Source organism: Streptomyces sp. NPDC107546, from assembly GCF_055639175.1.
In genome coordinates this window covers 38,262-54,288 of record NZ_JBVKBA010000041.1, presented here as the reverse complement: position 1 = coordinate 54,288, position 16,027 = coordinate 38,262, and the positions used below count along the sequence as shown (strand labels likewise).

The window sequence follows — 16,027 nt, the reverse complement described above, 5'->3', positions numbered from 1 at the left end:
CTGAACTGCTGGACCGGCACCTGCACCACCTGCCACCAACCCCTGCCCAGCAGAGCCACGCCAAGATCAAGAAAGACCTAACGGAGTCCTACTAGATACGGCTCGCCGCCCGGGGTGCGTACCCCGGGAGGCGAGCCGTTCGGCGATGGATCGTTCAGCGGTGGATCGTTCAGCGATGAGCTGTCTTCGCCCGGTCCAGCGCCGCGATGCCGAGTGCCGCCAGAGCGATCTGGATGAGCCACTCGATCCAGTCCACTCCCTTGGTGTCGGCCACGCCGACCGCGGCGGCGATCCCGGCGCCGATGAAGGCTGCCACGATGCCGACGACGATCGTCCACAGGATGCCGATGTGCTGGCGCCCGGGGACGACGAGCCGCCCCAGGACGCCGATGATGAGCCCGATGACGATGGCACTGATGATGCCCGAGATCTCCATCTCCGCCCCTCTTTGTGAAGCGTCTGTCGTACGACATGTGCCCGCTCTGCGTGGCAACACTCCTTCTCGCTTCAATCGCGGGTCAATGGAGAGTCAATCCTCTGCCTGTCAGGAGGGTGTTCTCATGGCCGGGCCCCGTCCTGCCATGTACCGTTCAACAGTCCGTCGCACGCGTGGCGTATGAAGGAACTCTACGCGCGCAGACCCGCAGCGGAATCTCTACGCGCGCAGACTGGCACCCGCACCGCTCCTCTCCCCAACTCCCCATGGAGGTTCGCCGGATGCTCGGACTCACCAGGCCCCGCCCCAGACTCGCCACGGTCCTCACCGTGTGCGGCCTGCTCGCCACGGGGACCGCCGTCCAGGCCACCACGGCCGCGACCGAGGCCCACGCGGCCACCCCGCACCGCGTCCTGTTCGACAACGCGCACGCGGAGACGGCCGGCAACGCCGACTGGATCATCTCCACCAGCCAGCCCGACCCGCTCGGCCAGGACTCCACGCCCTCCGCCGAGACGGACTGGACCGGAGCCCTCTCCTCCTGGGGCGTCGCCCTCCAGAAGACCGGCAATTACAGCCTCAAGACCCTGCCGTCGGGCTCCGGTCTCAGTTACGGCGGCTCCTCCTCGCTGGACCTGAAGAACTTCGACACCCTCGTCCTGCCCGAACCGAACACCCTCTTCACCACCGCCGAGAAGACGGCGATCATGAACTTCGTCAAGAACGGCGGCGGACTGTTCATGATCTCCGACCACACCGGAGCCGACCGCAACAACGACGGCTACGACGCGGTCGAGATCCTCAACGACCTGATGACCAACAACAGCGTCGACTCCACCGACCCGTTCGGCTTCTCCATCGACTCGCTGAACATCACCTCCGGCTACCCGGGCGCGATCAGCGACAGCACCGACCCGGTGCTGCACGGCTCCTTCGGCACCGTCACCAAGAGCCTCATCGCCAACGGCACCACCGCCACCCTCAAGCCCTCCGACAACTCCTCCGTCAAGGGCCTGCTCTACCGCACCGGCTACTCGGGCAACACCGGCGCCTTCTTCCTGACGTCCGCCTTCGGCAGCGGTCGTGTCGCCTTCTGGGGCGACAGCTCACCCATCGACGACGGCACCGGCCAGTCCGGCAACACGCTGTACGACGGCTGGAACGACTCCGGTGCCACCAACGCGGCCCTGGCCCTGAACGCCACCGAATGGCTCTCCGGAGCGAGCGGCAGCAGCGGCGGCGGAACCGGCGGCGGAGGCTCGACCTCCTGCACCGCCGCCCAGCTCCTCGGCAACAACGGCTTCGAGTCCGGCAGCACCACCTGGGCCACCAGCAGCGGCGTCATCACCAACTCCAGCAGCGAGTCGCCTCGTACGGGCTCGTACTACGCCTGGCTGGACGGCTACGGCTCCGCGCACACCGACACCCTCTCCCAGACGGTGACCGTCCCGTCCGCCTGCACCTCCGCCACCCTGAGCTTCTACCTGCACATCGACACGGCGGAGACCACCACCAGTACGGCGTACGACACGCTCAAGGTCCAGCTCCTGAACAGTTCCGGCACGGTCCTGAGCACCCTGGCGACGTACTCCAACCTCAACGCCGCCGGCGGCTACACCCAGCGCAGCTTCAACCTGGCGAGCTATGCCGGACAGACCGTCACCCTGAAGTTCACCGGTACCGAGGGCTCCAGCCTGCAGACGTCGTTCGTCCTCGACGACACGGCGCTCGACGTGAGTTGAACTGCACGGGGGTGGGTCTCTCCCGAGAGCCCACCCCCTTGTGGTGCGGCGGGGCACCGCTGACCGTCCGGAGTTGGTCAGGAGGTGGCGGACCTGCGCTCGAACACCACGTCCCGGGCCGTGCCGAGCGCCGTCGCCAGCGCGCCGAGCAGCACCGCGTCCCCGCCCAGCCCGCTCGGGGCGATCTCCGGGCGCAGCGCGCTGGTGCGCAGCTCCTGCTCCAGCTCCGACCCCAGTTCACGGCCCTTCAGCCGGAGGGCGATCGTGTCGTCGGCCGCGGTCAGCAGCACACGGACGAGCCGGGCCCGCGGGCCCGTCGCCCGCCGGAGGATGCCCGCGGACTCGTCGAGCACGCTGACCGTGTTCGTGTGGACGAGCCGCCGATGTCCGAGCGAGGCGTAGTTCCGCCACACGGCGGTGAGGTTGCGTTCGGTGATCTCGGCGCGGTGGGGATCACCCTCCGGTGCCGGGTGCACCTGTCCCATGAAGTCGCCGTCGATCACCGCGCGTGCGACGTCGGCGGCCCGCAGCCCTGCCGAGACCTCCCAGACCACCGTCGTCTTGCCGACACCGGCGCGTCCACCGATGAGCAGCGCTTTCGCGTGATCCATCGCCCTCACTCCCCGGCTGCCGCGAGGAACGGGCTCGGGTGTCGCACGGTGTGCACCGCCCTGCGGATCTCCGCCACCGGATCACCCTCGTGGTAGGGCCGCTCCGAGGCCTCGATGCCGTCGAGGAACTCCTGATAACGGATGGCGTACACGAGGTGGGCGAGCGGCTCGGCGAGACGGAGGGCGCGGGACGGGGCGCTTCCCGAGGCGTGCGCCGCCCAGGCGGCGGCCCACTCCCGGGCCGCCGCAGGCCGGGCCGCCTCGGGGAGAAAGTCGATGGCGCGCAGGCCGTCCACCACCGGGTTGCCCCAATAGGCGTCCGCGAAGTCCACAACGACCGGACGGCCGCCGTCACTGCGCCAGTTGCCCGGATGGAAGTCGCCGTGCACCACCGTGTCGGGCAGTCCGCAGTCCTCCAGCTGCCGCCAGCGGGCCGCCAAGTCCCGCACGGCCTGCCTCTCCCCACCGTCAAGCTCCGCCCCGACCGGACCGTCGAGCAGCGCCTGCCCCCGGGCCGCGAGTACCGGGGTGCGCCAGTCCCGCAGCGCGGCGGGGCGGCTGAGCGCGAGCGCGGCCTGGGCCGCCACGAACCGTTGCATCGCCGCCGTCGCCGTATCGGCGGACGCCCCCCAGCAGTCCTTGCCGGGCACATGCTCCATCAGCATCCGCCGCTCGCCCCGGCCGACGACCGTCGGCGCCAGCCCCGCGTCCACCCGCGCGAACGCATCGGCGACGGCCGCCTCGTCGGCGGCGAAGCGCGGCGTCGCCTTGAGCCAGACGGGCCCGGACGCGGTGGGCAGCCGGAACAACCCCGCCAGATTCCAGGTCCGCCGCTGCTCGACGCGGCCGGTGACGGGGCGTCCCGCCGCCCGGAGCGTACGGTGGCCCCAGTCGAGCAGTTCCCGCAGGCCGTCCACATGCGCCCACGGCATTCGGAATGCCGCGTCCCTCGCCAACAGGCCCTTCGGAGCGGCGCGTTGACCGAGCAGCCCGGGCGCCGGGCGCTCCCACGCCGCCACGTGGTAGGTCGCGTGGCCGTCCCGTCCGCCTTCACCGCCGTCCACCGTCAGCAGCCGCAGCACCATCACCGGCACCCGGAGCAACTCCTCCAGCCGCCCGACGACCTGCTCGACCTCCGACCACCAGGGAACGTCCACGGGAAACGGTCCCGTGACCCCGAGGACGTCCTCGCCGGACGTCACCCACGCACTGACGGTTCGACCCATGGCGCCAGTGTGCGGCTCGCGAGGGGACCCGGGCGAACGGTTATTCCGCCGGGCCGTGAGGCCGGTCCGCGGCTGCGGACCGGCCGACGTGTTCCCGTTTCGGACGAGGTGGGCTCTTCGCCGCCGCGGCCGCGCAGAGGACACCCAGCACCACGGCGAGTGCGCCGATGATGACGCTGCCGACCACGACTGGGGTGGCCGGGCTGGTGCCGACGATCCACGGCGAGATGATCACCACATGCCCATCGCACACAGGTGCCCATCGCACACATGGGCCGCTCAGGCCGTACAGCCCAGTCCGCGGGCCCGTCTGAAGCGGGCCAGACCGTCGGACAGGTCGACGATCGGATCCGGGTAGGCGCCGCACGCGGCCCGTTCCCGGCCCCGCAGGCGCCATGGCTCATGCACCGCCGGCCCGTGGAGCCCGCCGAGTTCGGGGACCCAGCGGCGCACGTACGCGCCGTCAGGGTCGTGCCGCCTGGCCTGGAGGAGGGGGTTCAGGACCCGGTTGGGCCGGGTGTCGGTGCCCGTTCCGGCCATCCACTGCCAGTTCAGCTGGTTGCTGGCGACGTCGCCGTCGACCAGCAGCCGCAGGAAGTGGCGCGCTCCCACGCGCCAGTCCACGTACAGGGTCTTGGTGAGGAAGCTGGCGGCCAGCAGCCGGGCCCGGCCCGACATCCACCCCTCGTGCCGCAGCTGCCGCATCGCCGCGTCGATCGCCGGATAGCCGGTACGGCCCTCCCGCCACGCCTCGACGTCAGCGCGCGCAGCGCGCTCGGAACGCCAGCGGTCTCCTCGCGTGCGGTAGTCGGCTGTGGCCGCGTCCGGCCGCGCGGCGAGCACCTGACGGTGGAAGTCGCGCCACGCCAGCTGTCGTACGAAGGCATCGGCGCCCGGGCCGCCCGCCTGCCGCACCCGGTGGACGACCTCGACGGGGGAGAGGGTGCCGAAGTGCAGATGTGGTGACAGACGGGAGGTGGCGTTGCCCGCCAGGTCGTCCTGCCGGTCCCCGTAAGCGGCGAGGCCGCCGCGCAGCCATGCCGTGAGCCGCTTCCTGCCCTCCGTCTCGCCACCGGCGGGCAGCCCTTCCGAGACCGCCGCACGACCTTCGTGTACGGGCAGTTCCTCCGATGCGGCGGTGTCCGGCACCCGCACGGCACGCGGCGCGCCCGAGGTGTCGCGCAGCCGCTGCCCGGCCCACCGCCGGAAGTACGGGGTGAAGACGGCGAAGTGGTCGGAGGCGGCCGGGGCCACCGTTCCCGGCGGCACGACCGTGTTGACGGTGTCGTGCACCCACAGTCGGCACCCCTGGGCCGCCAGCTCCCGGCGCAGCCGCGCCTCGCGTCGCTGCGCGTAGGCGCTGACGTCCGCCGCCAGATGAACCTCGGCCGCGTCCGTCTCGGTGACCACCCGGCACACCTCCTCGACCACGTCCCCGGACCGGACGACGAGACGCCCGCCCCGGGCACGCAGCCCCGCGTCGAGGTCGTGCAGGCAGTCGGTGAGGAACGCCAGTCGGTTGGGAACGGCGAATCCGGCGGCTGCCACTCCCCGGTCGCGCACGAAGAGCGGCACCACCTGTCCGGGGCGGGTCAGGGCGGTCCGCAGCGGCGGGTGGTCGTGCAGACGCAGGTCGGAGGTGAACAGGACGACCGAGACGTGCATGACGTGAACTCCGGGGGAGAGGGGGCCGGCCGCGGTCCGCTCCCCGTCGGCGCGGGCATCACGGGGAGGGCCGGGGCTCGGCCCGACCGGTGCGCGGCGCCCTGGCGGCGGCCCGCGCGATGTTGCGCGCCATGCCTCCGAACACGAGGGTGTGGAAGGGGGAGACCGCCCACCAGTAGGCGTGACCGAGCAGCCCGTGCGGATGGAACAGGGCCCGCTGGCGATACCGGGTCCCCCCGTTCTCGTCCTGTTCGGCGTACAGCTCCAGCCAGGCGAGGCCCGGCAGCCGCATCTCGGCCCGCAGGCGCAGCAGATGCCCGGGTTCGATCTCCTCCACCCGCCAGAAGTCCAGCGAGTCCCCGACCCGCAACCGCTGCGCGTCGCGTCGTCCTCGGCGCAGCCCGACGCCTCCGACCAGCCGGTCGAGCCAGCCCCGTGCCGCCCAGGCCAGAGGGAAGGAATACCAACCGTTCTCGCCGCCGATGCCCTCGACGACGCGCCACAGGGCCTCGCGCGAGGCATCGACGACGAGTTCGCGCCGGTCCGTGTAAAGGCTGCCGCCCGCCCAGTCGGGATCGGTCGGCAGCGGGTCGCTCGGCGCCCCGGGAGGCGAGGCGGACGACCAGCGGGTGGTGACCTGGGCGTCGCGCACGCGCCGCAGGGCCAGCCGGACCGCCTCGTCGAAACCGATCGGACCTGACGCGGGGGCGGGAACGTATCGCTCGATGTCGCGGTCGCGGCAGACGACCTCATGGCGCAGCGACTCGGTGAGCGGCCGTGCGATCGACGGGGGAACGGGAGTCACCAGGCCGATCCACAGACTCGAAAGACGCGGGGTGAGGACCGGGACGGAGACGATGCGCCGGCGCGGAAGGCCCGCGACAGCCGAGTATCTGAGCATCATGTCCCGGTACGTCAGCACCTCCGGCCCTCCGATGTCGAAGGCGCGGCTGACGTCGTGCGGCATCGTCGCGCTGCCGACCAGGAACCGCAGCACGTCCCGCACCGCGATCGGCTGGATCCGGGTGCCGACCCAGCGCGGGGTGACCATGACGGGCAGGCGCTCGGTGAGATAGCGCAGCATCTCGAAGGAGGCCGACCCCGAGCCGATGATGACGGCGGCCCGCAGTACCGTGGTCGGAACGCCGGAGCCCAGCAGGATGCGGCCGACCTCGGCGCGCGACCGCAGGTGCGGGGACAGCTCGCGCTCGGGCACGTCCGCCGGGGTGAGACCGCCCAGATAGACGATGCGCCGCACACCCGCGGCACGGGCCTGCTCCCCGAAGACCCGCGCGGCCGTGCGGTCCGTCTCCTCGAAGCCGCGGCCCGTGCCCAGTGCGTGCACCAGGTAGTACGCGATGTCCATGCCGCGCAGCGCGTCGGCGACGGACCGGGCCCGCGTGACGTCTCCGGCCACCACCTCGACCTCGGCCGCCCACGGGTGGCCGCCCACCTTCTCCGGGGAACGGGCCAGGCAGCGCACCTGGTACCCCGCGGCCAGCAGTTCCGGGACGAGCCGGCCGCCGATGTATCCCGTGGCGCCGGTCACCAGGCAGCGCAGCCCCGGCCCGGCACGGCCTCCGTTCATCGGCCTCGCTCCCTCGCGTCGAAGTCGTCTCAGCGATCACTTCCACAGAACGAGTGCTTCCGGACGTGGCGAAGGGATGTTTTCCGCGAGTGATACATATCGGTGTCCCTACCGGGCAGGCGATATGCAGGAAGTTGTCGGTTCGAGTCGATGATCGATGCTGGAGGTGTCGACCCCCATGGGCGCGAAGGTGCTGGAGCGGTTTCCTGCTGGAGCCCCGCGCGGATCGTGGCCGGCGGAGGAGTACGCGGCGGAGCGCCGTGCCGACGGTGAGCCCGCCAAAGTGGTCATGGACCTGAAGTCGGACGCGTTCCTCGTGGTGGTCCCGGCCCGCGACGACGACTGAGAGGGCGGCGGTGTGAGCGTGCCGACGCCCACCGCCCGGCCACCGCCCCCTGGAACCGGCGGCGTGGACCGACTCCGGTCGCCCCGCCCGAGATGCCGTCCCCGGCGGCAACCCGCCACCCGTGCGGGCTCGCACTGAAACCCGCCAAACGTGCGGACCTCCACTGGCGCCCGGCAAGTCAGCCGCCGCGCCGCCGAGTATAGGTGAAGGTCGGCCAACGGGGCGTGTCCCGACGCACGGCCGGCGAGGCCGCGACACATTCCCGTTCCCTTCGGGCGCCTTCGCGCGGGGTGTGGACCGCCGCAGAAGTCGTGCAACGGTTCCCCCGTCACAACGTCGTGAAATTCAATGGTCCGCGATGCGAGAACGGTCGGGATTTCCTTGACTGCCCCATCCGGCGGCTGCCACGATCGACGACATGGACATGCGACTGGACCTCACGCGGCGACGCCACGTCGACCTCGCGCGCGTCTCCAGCGCCTCCTGTTGCCCCACGACGTGATCCCCGTTCCTGCCGGATCCGCCGTCATCTCCTTTTCCCGCACCGCCCCTGTCACGACACGACGGGTGTGCCGGGTGCCTTCCTGACACCGGCTCAATTCAGGGCTTTTTCCGCGGCGGTGGATCCGGTGTTCCCGCGCATTTCCGCGAACCATCCGCAACATGAGTTCCCGCATGTCCGCAGCACCGGGCAGGCACCCCTCCCTCCCGAAAGAGAACCCCATGGCCACCGTCCTGTCCGTCTCCGGCAGTCCCTCCGCCGCCTCCCGCACCAACCGGCTGCTGCGCCATCTGGACCAGCGGCTGACCGCGCAGGGCCACGAGGTGATCCCCCTCGACATCCGTACCGTGCCGGCCGAGGCCCTGCTCGGTGCCGACTTCCGTCACCCCGCCATCGTCGAGGCGACCGAGCTGTTCGCCCGCGCCGACGGAGTCGTCGTCGGCACGCCCGTCTACAAGGCCTCCTACTCCGGTGTCCTCAAGGCGTTGCTCGACCTGCTCCCGCAGTACGCGCTCACCGGCAAGACCGTGCTCCCGCTGGCCACCGGCGGTTCCACCGCCCACGTGCTGGCCATTGACTACGCGCTGCGTCCGGTCCTCAACTCCATGGGGGCGGCCCATATAGTGCAGGGCTGGTTCACCCTCGACAAGGACATCACCGTGCACGAGGACGGCTCCCTGGCGATCGCGCCGGCCGCCACCGAGGCGCTCCTGCAGGTGGTCGACCAGTTCTCGGCGGCCCTCGGCAGCAGCCCTGTCCTGGCAGCGGCGGGGTGACCACCGCCCGTCTGATCGCCGACGACGCCGAGGCCCTCGCCGCCACCCTGGCCGGCGAGTTCCGGACCGGGGCACATCCACACCCGGCCGGAGCCCGGCTCGACGGCTCGTACGGCCTCTGCGGCGAGAAGCGCTGCCTGACCGGTGCCCTGTTCGCCGACTGATCCCGGTACCGGCCGGTGCCGGAACATCCGCACATCGGCCGGACGTGCGGAAGTCCGAAGGGCAGCGGCGGATGCTCGCGCTGCACGGCGGAAGCAGGGACGGCCTGGAGATCCACCCCAACCTGTGGGCCGGGATCGGACTGGTGCGCGGCGGCGCCGGCACGGCGCTGGTGGGCAGCCACCAGGAGGTCACCGAACGGATCAAGGAGTACGCGGCGCTGGGCATCGAGGAGTTCGTGCTGTCCGGGTATCCGCATCTGGAGGAGGCGTACTGGTTCGGGGAGGGGGTCCTGCCGAGGCTGGCGGCGGAAGGGCTGTGGCGGCATCCGTTCAGGGCGCGGGACGCCCTTACGTCACAGGTCCCCTTCGCGAGCTGAACCCAGGGCCGCCAGGTGGTCGAGGTGTGCCCGGCGCGACTCCGCCGTCTGGCCCTGCACCAGCAGGAACATCCCCTCGCGGGCGAGCCGTTGGGCCGTGCTCGTCAGCATCATCGCGCGGCCCCCGCCGGCCACCACCGCCGCCGTGGTGGCCGCGCGCAGCACCTCGTACGCCTGCGTCCTGAGGGCCAGCCGCTCCTGAAGGCGTTCGTGCGGGGCCGCCTGGTCGGCCAGGGCGTAGGCCCGGCCCCTCACCTCGCCGAGGCGGGCCCGCAGGGGCACTGCGGTGTCGTCGTCCAGCAGACCGAGGGCCGCCTCAGCCACACCGAACACCGCCGGTGAGGTGTTCACCGTCTTCGGTCGGTCGGCGGCCGCCCACCGCTCGTACGGGGTCCGCAGCGCCGCCGCATCCTCCGGCAGCCACAGCCCGTCCAGTTCCAGCGAGACCGTGCGCGCCGCGGTGAGCGCCGCCAGCCGCAGCGGCGCCGACGCCCGCAGCCCCGGCTGGTCGGCCGCCTCGGTGAAGGCGAACAGCGCCTCGCCCGCGTCGGTCACCCCGGCGAGTAGCATCACGTCGTTCAGGCCCCACCCGGTGTACCAGGGCACGGTCCCGTCGAACCGCCACCCGCCCCGCTCCCGCCTGACCCGCACCGGGACGCGCGGATACGACCGCAGATGGGCGTACGCCACTCCCGACAGCAGCTCCCCGCGCGCCAGCGGGCCGAGCAGCCGCTCCCGCACGGGCAGTTCGCTCTGCGCCAGCGTCAGCACCGGTGTGTGGTGCTGGGTCTGCACGAACCACGTCGAGCAGCACGCCCCCGCCAGGATCTCGGCGGTCTCCCGGGCCACCGCGGCGGGCGCGCCCGAGCCGCCGTACTCCACCGGGGCGCTCACCCCGAGCAACCCCGACCGCTTGACGGCCTCGATGTGGCTCAGGGGCACGCCCTCCTGGTCGACACGCTCCGCCCGCGGTGCCAGGACGTCGGCGGCGAGTTGTCGGGCACGGGCGACGAGAGGGTGCGTCGTGGTGGTCATGAGGAGGATTGTCCGATGCGCGCGAGCCGGGTTCGCGTAGGACGCCCGCCGGCGCCGCCGAGTCACGCGGCACAGGTCCTCGGATTTCACCGGGTGGACGTCTCCCCTCCTGACGTCGGGCCACCTGTCGTGGTGTCATGCACCTGACTATCTGACCGCCTGACCACCCGACCTCGACCGAAGGGTCACCTCATGCGAACCCCCCACGCGCTGCTCGCGGCGGCCACCGTGCTGGCCGCCGCGACCGTGGTCTCTCCGTCCCACGCGGCCGCCGCGCTTCCCGCCACCGGCGCCTACTACGTCCAGAGCGTCACGACCGGGCTCAACGCGGCCGACCACGGGGGAGCCGTCGAACAGCACAACCCCAAGGGCAACGAGGACCACCAGCAGTGGAACCTCAGAGCGAGCGGGTCCTCGTACGTCCTGGAAGGCGCCGACACCGCGGGAAGCTGCCTCGGCCGGTCGGGCGACCAGGCCCGCACCGTCGCCTGCGCGAGCGCCGACGCGGCCTGGGAGATCACACAGGCCGGAGGCGATCAGTACACACTCAAGGCACCCGGAACCGACCGCTATCTGACCGTGGCCGCCAAGGCCTCCGGTGCCAACTACCCCGCCCAGCTCGCCATCGGCTCCGCGAGCGACCTCGCCTCCTGGTACCTCACCCCGGTCACCTCACCCACCAGCCCGATGCCGTCCGCCGACCAGCGCACCCTCGACCAGGTCACCTTCCTCACCGCGCACAACGCCTACGCCAACGGCGTCGACGGCGGCTTCGCCCCGCCCTTCGTCAACCTCGTACCCAACCAGGCGCGCGGGATCAACCAGCAACTCGCCGACGGCGTCCGCGGCTTCATGCTGGACATCCACCAGACCCCCGACGGCGCGATCCTGTGCCACAACAGCTGCACCCTGGTCAGCAGTCCGGTCGCCCTGTGGGTGGACGTCCAGCGGATCGTGGACTTCCTCAAGGCCCACCCCGATCAGGTCATCACCGTCTTCCTCGAGGACTACGTCGACCCGGGCGTCCTGCGCGGTGAACTGGCGCGGGTGAGCGGCCTGTCCGACGTGCTCTACCGGCCCGACCGGACCGGAGTGAAGCAGAACGGCTGGCCGAAGATGGCCGATCTGATCGCCGCCGACCACCGACTGCTGATCTTCACCGACCACAGCCGCTCCACCGACGAGGCAGCCGGGCTGAGCCGTGACAGCTTCGGCGTGATGTACCAGAAGGACTGGACCGTCGAGAACTACTGGTCCATGGGCTCGGGCATCGGCTCCTCCGACTGGTCCTGCTACAGCCGCTGGTACGACGCGAACACGAACATTCCGCTGACCCGCACCGAATCCGGCTTCCGCCCGCTGTTCGTCATGAACCACTTCCGTGACGCGACGATCACATCCACGGCGCGCACGGACAACACCAAACTCACCGACCGCGCCCAGCGGTTCTGCCAGCCGGCGGCCCGCAAGAAGCCCAACTACCTGGCCGTGGACCGCTACGACCTCGGCGACCCGGCCTCCGCCGTCAGCACCCTGAACACGTACACGTATCCCTGAAGGGCGTGCGCCGGAGCCCGAGGGTATGTGCATGATCCCCCCATGACCTCACAGACCATCACCGCGGATGTCGCGGGCACCTGGAAACTCGGCGACCTGCCCGTCCACCGCATCGGCTTCGGCGCGATGCGCCTGACGGGCAGCGCCGCCTTCCACCTCGGGACACCGAGCGACCGCGAGCAGTCGATCGCCGTGCTGCGCAAGGCGATCGAACTCGGTGTCAACCACATCGACACGGCCGCCTTCTATTTCTCGTCGCTGCGCTCCGCGAACGAGATCATCAACAGCGCGCTGGCGCCGTATGCGGACGACCTGGTCATCGCCACGAAGGTCGGCCCGTTCCGCGACTACTCGGGGGAATGGGGCACATGGGCCCGCCCGGACCAACTGCGCAGCCATGTCGAGGAGAACCTGCGCCAGCTCGGCCGCGACCACCTGGACATGGTCTACCTGCGCAGGTCGCAGCAGCGGTGGGACTCGATCGCCGAGCACTTCGGGGCTCTCGCCGAGCTGCGTGAGGCGGGCCTGATCCGCCATCTGGGCATCTCCGGCGTCGAACCCCGCCACCTGGCGGAGGCGCGGGCGATCGCACCGGTGGTCAGCGTTCAGAACAAGTACGGGCTGCACGAGTTCGATCCGGACACGGACGAACTGCTGCGGATCTGCGGCGAACAGGGCATCGCCTTCGTCCCGTTCTTCGCCATCGCGGGCAAGGGCGCCGAGCGTGGCCCGTCCGGTGACCAGGTGGACGAGGTCGACGCGGTCGCGCGGGCCCACGGCGCCACACCCGCCCAGGTCCGCCTGGCGTGGACGCTCCAGCAGGGTCCGCACGTCCTGGCCATCCCGGGCACGGGCAACCCCGACCACCTGGTGGAGAACGTGGCGGCGGGCGCGCTGCGCCTGACCGCTGAGGAGATGGCCCGTCTCGACGCGCTGCACCGAGCGGGAGAGTGAACGTCGGGGCCGGACCGTTGCCGTTCGTCGAGCGGGAGCGGGGCCCTGGTGACAAGTGGGCGACGGCACCGCATCCTGTGCTCATGTCAGAGCATCAGCACTCTTTCGACGGGAAGAACCGGGACCTGACCATCGCAGACCTCAAGGAGTTCGTCGAGATCGCCGGCAAGTGCGGCGCAGCCGACAAGCGCACGGTGTACGTGGAGACTTCGGGCCGCAAGATCCGGAGGATCTGGATCGACCTGTCGTCCCCCAACTGATCGGCGCACACCCCGCCCCGGCCATGCCGCCGGGGCACCGCGCCGGCGGCAGGAGCGGCCGGCGGTGGAGTGCCGTCGCGGTCCACCGTCTCAGGACGCCGAGGACGGCACCGGCTCCGTGGCGTCGGCGAAGGTCCGCGGAGCCAGCCGGGCGGCGGCGTACGTGCACAGGCTCAGCCAGCACAGGGCGAGCAGCCAGCCACCCAGGACGTCGGAGAACCAGTGCACCCCCAGATACACACGGGTCAGGCCGACCGAGGCACCCCAGGTGAGCACGACGGCCACGAAGCCTGCTCTGCCGCGCGGGACACGGACGAGGATCGCGAGCGCCAGCAGCCCGGCGGTGAGCGCGGCCGTCGTCGTGTGGCCCGAGGGGAACGACCAGCCCGAGGCGTGCGTGACCCAGTCCATGCGCTCCGGGCGCGGACGAGCGGCCAGTGACATCACCCCGTACCGCACGGTCTGGCCCGCGGCCAGACAGACGACACAGGCGGCGGCGAGAACGCCGCGGCGCGCCGTGCGGCCCATCACGACACCTGCCACGGCGGCCAGGAGGTAAGGAGCGAATCCGGTTCCCGTGTACGTCACCGCGCGCGCCACGGCGACCGCGACGGGCGGACGGTGGGCGAGCGACCAGTGCAGCAGCTCCGCGTCGCCGAACAGTGGGGCGCCGCCGCGCCCCGTCACGGTCAGCGTCAGCAGCACGAACGCCACCAGGGCGCCGAGCGCCGCGGAACCGGCGAGGTCGGCCGTGTCCGCCCGCCTCACGACCGCGGCCCGGGTGCGGGGGCCGGGTGCGGCGGCGGGGTACGCGGTACGGCGCCCATGGGAGTGAGCCCCTTTCATAATGGACGTGCGGATCCGGCCCGGCCGGACCCGCGAAGACTACACTCCTGTAGACGGTCTACAGGAATGTAGACGAAAAACGGGGTGAGGAAGGTTCCATGGCCGAAGCGAAGGACGAGCGCCGCCCGGCGGGCGAGCTGGAAGCGAGCGTCATGGCCGCCCTGTGGGCCGCGGACGCCCCCCGGACCCCGGGCCAGGTGCAGCAGAGCCTCGGCGCCGGACTCGCTCGTACGACGGTCACGACGATCCTGTCCCGGCTGCACGAGAAGGGCATCGTCGACCGCCGCCGCCAGGGCCGCGGCTACGCCTACTTCCCCGTCCAGGACGCCCACGGGCTCACCGCCCGGCGCATGCACACCGAACTGGACCGGGACAGCGACCGGCACACCGTGCTGGCCCGCTTCGTCGCCCAGCTCAGCGAAGACGACGAGCGCGTCCTGCGGGACCTGCTGGAATCCGGTGAGCAGTGACCTTCCTGCTGCTGCTCCTGCCGCTCGCACTGCCGTTCGTGATGCCCCCGCTGGCGCGGCGCGCCCTGGAACGGCTCGCGCCCCAGGCCGCGCTGTGGGTGGTGACCTGCTGCACGGTCGTCCTCGCGTGCTGCTCCCTGACCGCGCTGGGCGCCTTTGTGCTCACCGGGCTGCTGCAACTGCCGCTCTTCGCCGCGCTCGGTGATCTGGTTCGCCCGCTGCGCGCCGGATCGGACCTGTTCGTCGTGCCGGCGGCGGCGTTCTCGGTCGGTGGGCTCGCCGTGTGCCTGTGGACCCTGTGCCGTACCGTGCTGCGGCAGGCCCGGGCGTTCCGCGCCGCCACCAGTGAGGCGGACCGCCGCACCACCGCGGGCGACCTGTGCGTGATCGACTCCCCGCGCCCGGACGCGTACGCGCTGCCCGGGCGGCCGCACCGGATCGTCGTCACCACCGGGATGCTGCGCAGCCTGAGCCCCGGCGAGCGCGAGGCGCTCTTCGCCCATGAGCGGGCCCACAACGCGGCCGGGCACCACTACTTCCTCGCGGTCGCCGAACTGGCCGCGCTCTGTCACCCCGGGCTGCGGTCCGTGGCGCCGGTCATCCGACTCGCGGTCGAGCGCGCCGCCGACGAGGCCGCCGCCGTGGTCGTCGGCGACCGGCGGCTGACCGCCCGGGCCATCGGCCGCGCCGCCCTCGCCACTCGTACCGCCCCCGACGAACGGCCTGCCTTCGCGCCCGCCGCGACCGCCGGGCCCGTGCCCCAACGGGTCGCCGCCCTCCTGGCCGCCCCGCGCACCCCGCACCGGGCCGCCCGCTGGTTCGCCGCACTCCTCGTCGCCTGCGCCGCCGTGTCCGCCTGTGCCTCGGCGACCGGCGTCATGGGCTTCCACCACGAGGTCGAGGTCGCCCAGGGCGAAGCGGCGCACTGAAACCGCACCGCCACTGAGTGGCACCTGGGGTGGCGCAGCCCACACCGGCGCGCTCGACGGTATGCCGTACCCTACGTGTTACGTATAACGCCCTGTGCTCCCGCGCCGCACGCCGCACCCGGAAGGCCCCATGAGACGCATCGCCCTGGTCACCCTCGTCGTCGACGACTACGACACCGCGATCCGCTTCTACACCGACGCCCTGGGGTTCCGGCTCGTGGCCGACGAGCCACGGGGCGACGGGTCCCGATGGGTCGTGGTCGAGCCCGGAGCCGACGGCCACGGCACGGGGCTGCTGCTCGCCCGGGCCAAGGACGAGGCACAGCGCGGCCGGGTCGGTGACCAGACCGGCGGGCGCGTGGGCTTCTTCCTGCACACCGACGACTTCGCCCGCGACCACGCCCGGATGACCGCCGCCGGCGTCACCTTCCTGGAGGAGCCGCGGCACGAGCCGTACGGCACGGTCGCCGTCTTCCAGGACCTGTACGGCAACCGCTGGGACCTGCTCCAGCCCGCCGAGTAGTCCCCCTGGCCAATCCGCTG

At 71.7% G+C, this 16,027-nt stretch carries 18 protein-coding genes and 1 pseudogene; 12 read left to right on the top strand and 7 right to left on the bottom strand.

Annotated features, from left to right (window positions below; all coding sequences use genetic code 11):
• Positions 1 to 169 precede the first annotated feature (169 nt).
• The gene (locus ACZ7L1_RS34830; protein WP_200419602.1) at positions 170 to 436 is read right to left on the bottom strand and encodes a GlsB/YeaQ/YmgE family stress response membrane protein; all 267 of its coding nucleotides are present in this window, start codon (positions 434 to 436) and stop codon (positions 170 to 172) included.
• A gap of 281 nt (positions 437 to 717) precedes the next feature.
• Here ACZ7L1_RS34830 and ACZ7L1_RS34825 point away from each other — a divergent pair, with 281 nt between their 5' ends.
• A complete protein-coding gene (locus ACZ7L1_RS34825) occupies positions 718 to 2,178 on the top strand; it encodes a hydrolase (protein WP_471443105.1) in 1,461 nt (486 codons plus the stop codon).
• A 77-nt stretch (positions 2,179 to 2,255) separates the two neighbouring features.
• On the opposite strand, the gene ACZ7L1_RS34820 is transcribed toward ACZ7L1_RS34825, so the two are convergent.
• From ACZ7L1_RS34820 to ACZ7L1_RS34805, 4 genes are all read right to left on the bottom strand, one after another.
• Positions 2,256 to 2,789: an ATP-binding protein gene (locus tag ACZ7L1_RS34820; RefSeq protein WP_471443103.1), complete on the bottom strand. Its 534-nt coding sequence runs from the start codon at positions 2,787 to 2,789 to the stop codon at positions 2,256 to 2,258.
• Between the two features lie 5 nt (positions 2,790 to 2,794).
• Complete coding sequence (locus ACZ7L1_RS34815) at positions 2,795 to 4,015, bottom strand: aminoglycoside phosphotransferase family protein (protein WP_471443101.1); 1,221 nt, start codon at positions 4,013 to 4,015, stop codon at positions 2,795 to 2,797.
• Positions 4,016 to 4,294: 279 nt separating this feature from the next.
• Positions 4,295 to 5,680, bottom strand: coding sequence for a cryptochrome/photolyase family protein (locus ACZ7L1_RS34810; RefSeq protein WP_471443099.1), 1,386 nt, complete (start codon positions 5,678 to 5,680; stop codon positions 4,295 to 4,297).
• Positions 5,681 to 5,738: 58 nt separating this feature from the next.
• Entirely contained in the window at positions 5,739 to 7,268 is a 1,530-nt protein-coding gene (locus tag ACZ7L1_RS34805; protein ID WP_471443097.1) for an SDR family oxidoreductase, read from the bottom strand.
• A 157-nt stretch (positions 7,269 to 7,425) separates the two neighbouring features.
• Here ACZ7L1_RS34805 and ACZ7L1_RS34800 point away from each other — a divergent pair, with 157 nt between their 5' ends.
• From ACZ7L1_RS34800 to ACZ7L1_RS34780, 5 genes and pseudogenes are all read left to right on the top strand, one after another.
• Positions 7,426 to 7,614 (top strand): hypothetical protein, encoded by a 189-nt coding sequence (locus tag ACZ7L1_RS34800; protein ID WP_471443096.1) that lies wholly within the window; start codon positions 7,426 to 7,428, stop codon positions 7,612 to 7,614.
• A 418-nt stretch (positions 7,615 to 8,032) separates the two neighbouring features.
• Positions 8,033 to 8,116 carry a putative leader peptide gene (locus ACZ7L1_RS34795; protein WP_471443111.1) on the top strand — a complete coding sequence of 28 codons (84 nt, stop codon included), beginning with the start codon at positions 8,033 to 8,035 and terminating at the stop codon, positions 8,114 to 8,116.
• Between the two features lie 221 nt (positions 8,117 to 8,337).
• Entirely contained in the window at positions 8,338 to 8,892 is a 555-nt protein-coding gene (gene ssuE / locus ACZ7L1_RS34790) for an NADPH-dependent FMN reductase (RefSeq protein WP_471443109.1), read from the top strand.
• Positions 8,889 to 9,056 (top strand): hypothetical protein, encoded by a 168-nt coding sequence (locus ACZ7L1_RS34785; RefSeq protein ID WP_471443094.1) that lies wholly within the window; start codon positions 8,889 to 8,891, stop codon positions 9,054 to 9,056. The genes ssuE and ACZ7L1_RS34785 overlap by 4 nt, the downstream gene beginning before the upstream one ends.
• Before the next feature lie 50 nt (positions 9,057 to 9,106).
• Positions 9,107 to 9,433: pseudogene (locus tag ACZ7L1_RS34780) on the top strand (LLM class flavin-dependent oxidoreductase); the annotation flags it as partial.
• Here ACZ7L1_RS34780 and ACZ7L1_RS34775 read toward each other — a convergent pair.
• Positions 9,410 to 10,468 (bottom strand): acyl-CoA dehydrogenase family protein, encoded by a 1,059-nt coding sequence (locus tag ACZ7L1_RS34775; RefSeq protein WP_471443092.1) that lies wholly within the window; start codon positions 10,466 to 10,468, stop codon positions 9,410 to 9,412. The pseudogene ACZ7L1_RS34780 and the gene ACZ7L1_RS34775 overlap by 24 nt on opposite strands.
• Positions 10,469 to 10,660: 192 nt before the next feature.
• Here ACZ7L1_RS34775 and ACZ7L1_RS34770 point away from each other — a divergent pair, with 192 nt between their 5' ends.
• The 3 genes from ACZ7L1_RS34770 (at position 10,661) to ACZ7L1_RS34760 (ending at position 13,239) form a co-directional block, all read left to right on the top strand.
• Complete coding sequence (locus tag ACZ7L1_RS34770; protein WP_471443090.1) at positions 10,661 to 12,025, top strand: RICIN domain-containing protein; 1,365 nt, start codon at positions 10,661 to 10,663, stop codon at positions 12,023 to 12,025.
• A gap of 42 nt (positions 12,026 to 12,067) precedes the next feature.
• Entirely contained in the window at positions 12,068 to 12,979 is a 912-nt protein-coding gene (locus ACZ7L1_RS34765; RefSeq protein WP_471443089.1) for an oxidoreductase, read from the top strand.
• A gap of 83 nt (positions 12,980 to 13,062) precedes the next feature.
• Positions 13,063 to 13,239, top strand: a complete 177-nt coding sequence (locus tag ACZ7L1_RS34760) for a hypothetical protein (RefSeq protein ID WP_471443087.1) — start codon at positions 13,063 to 13,065, stop codon at positions 13,237 to 13,239.
• Positions 13,240 to 13,329: 90 nt separating this feature from the next.
• Here ACZ7L1_RS34760 and ACZ7L1_RS34755 read toward each other — a convergent pair whose 3' ends face one another.
• Complete coding sequence (locus tag ACZ7L1_RS34755) at positions 13,330 to 14,007, bottom strand: phosphatase PAP2 family protein (protein ID WP_471443085.1); 678 nt, start codon at positions 14,005 to 14,007, stop codon at positions 13,330 to 13,332.
• Positions 14,008 to 14,183: 176 nt separating this feature from the next.
• Between ACZ7L1_RS34755 and ACZ7L1_RS34750 the strand changes: the two genes are divergently transcribed.
• The 3 genes from ACZ7L1_RS34750 to ACZ7L1_RS34740 all read left to right on the top strand — a co-directional run bounded on the left by ACZ7L1_RS34750 (position 14,184) and on the right by ACZ7L1_RS34740 (position 16,007).
• Positions 14,184 to 14,555, top strand: coding sequence for a BlaI/MecI/CopY family transcriptional regulator (locus ACZ7L1_RS34750; protein ID WP_200419619.1), 372 nt, complete (start codon positions 14,184 to 14,186; stop codon positions 14,553 to 14,555).
• Between the two features lie 41 nt (positions 14,556 to 14,596).
• Positions 14,597 to 15,484, top strand: a complete 888-nt coding sequence (locus ACZ7L1_RS34745) for a M48 family metalloprotease (RefSeq protein ID WP_471443107.1) — start codon at positions 14,597 to 14,599, stop codon at positions 15,482 to 15,484.
• Positions 15,485 to 15,614: 130 nt separating this feature from the next.
• Positions 15,615 to 16,007: a VOC family protein gene (locus ACZ7L1_RS34740; protein WP_263233918.1), complete on the top strand. Its 393-nt coding sequence runs from the start codon at positions 15,615 to 15,617 to the stop codon at positions 16,005 to 16,007.
• Positions 16,008 to 16,027 lie beyond the last annotated feature (20 nt).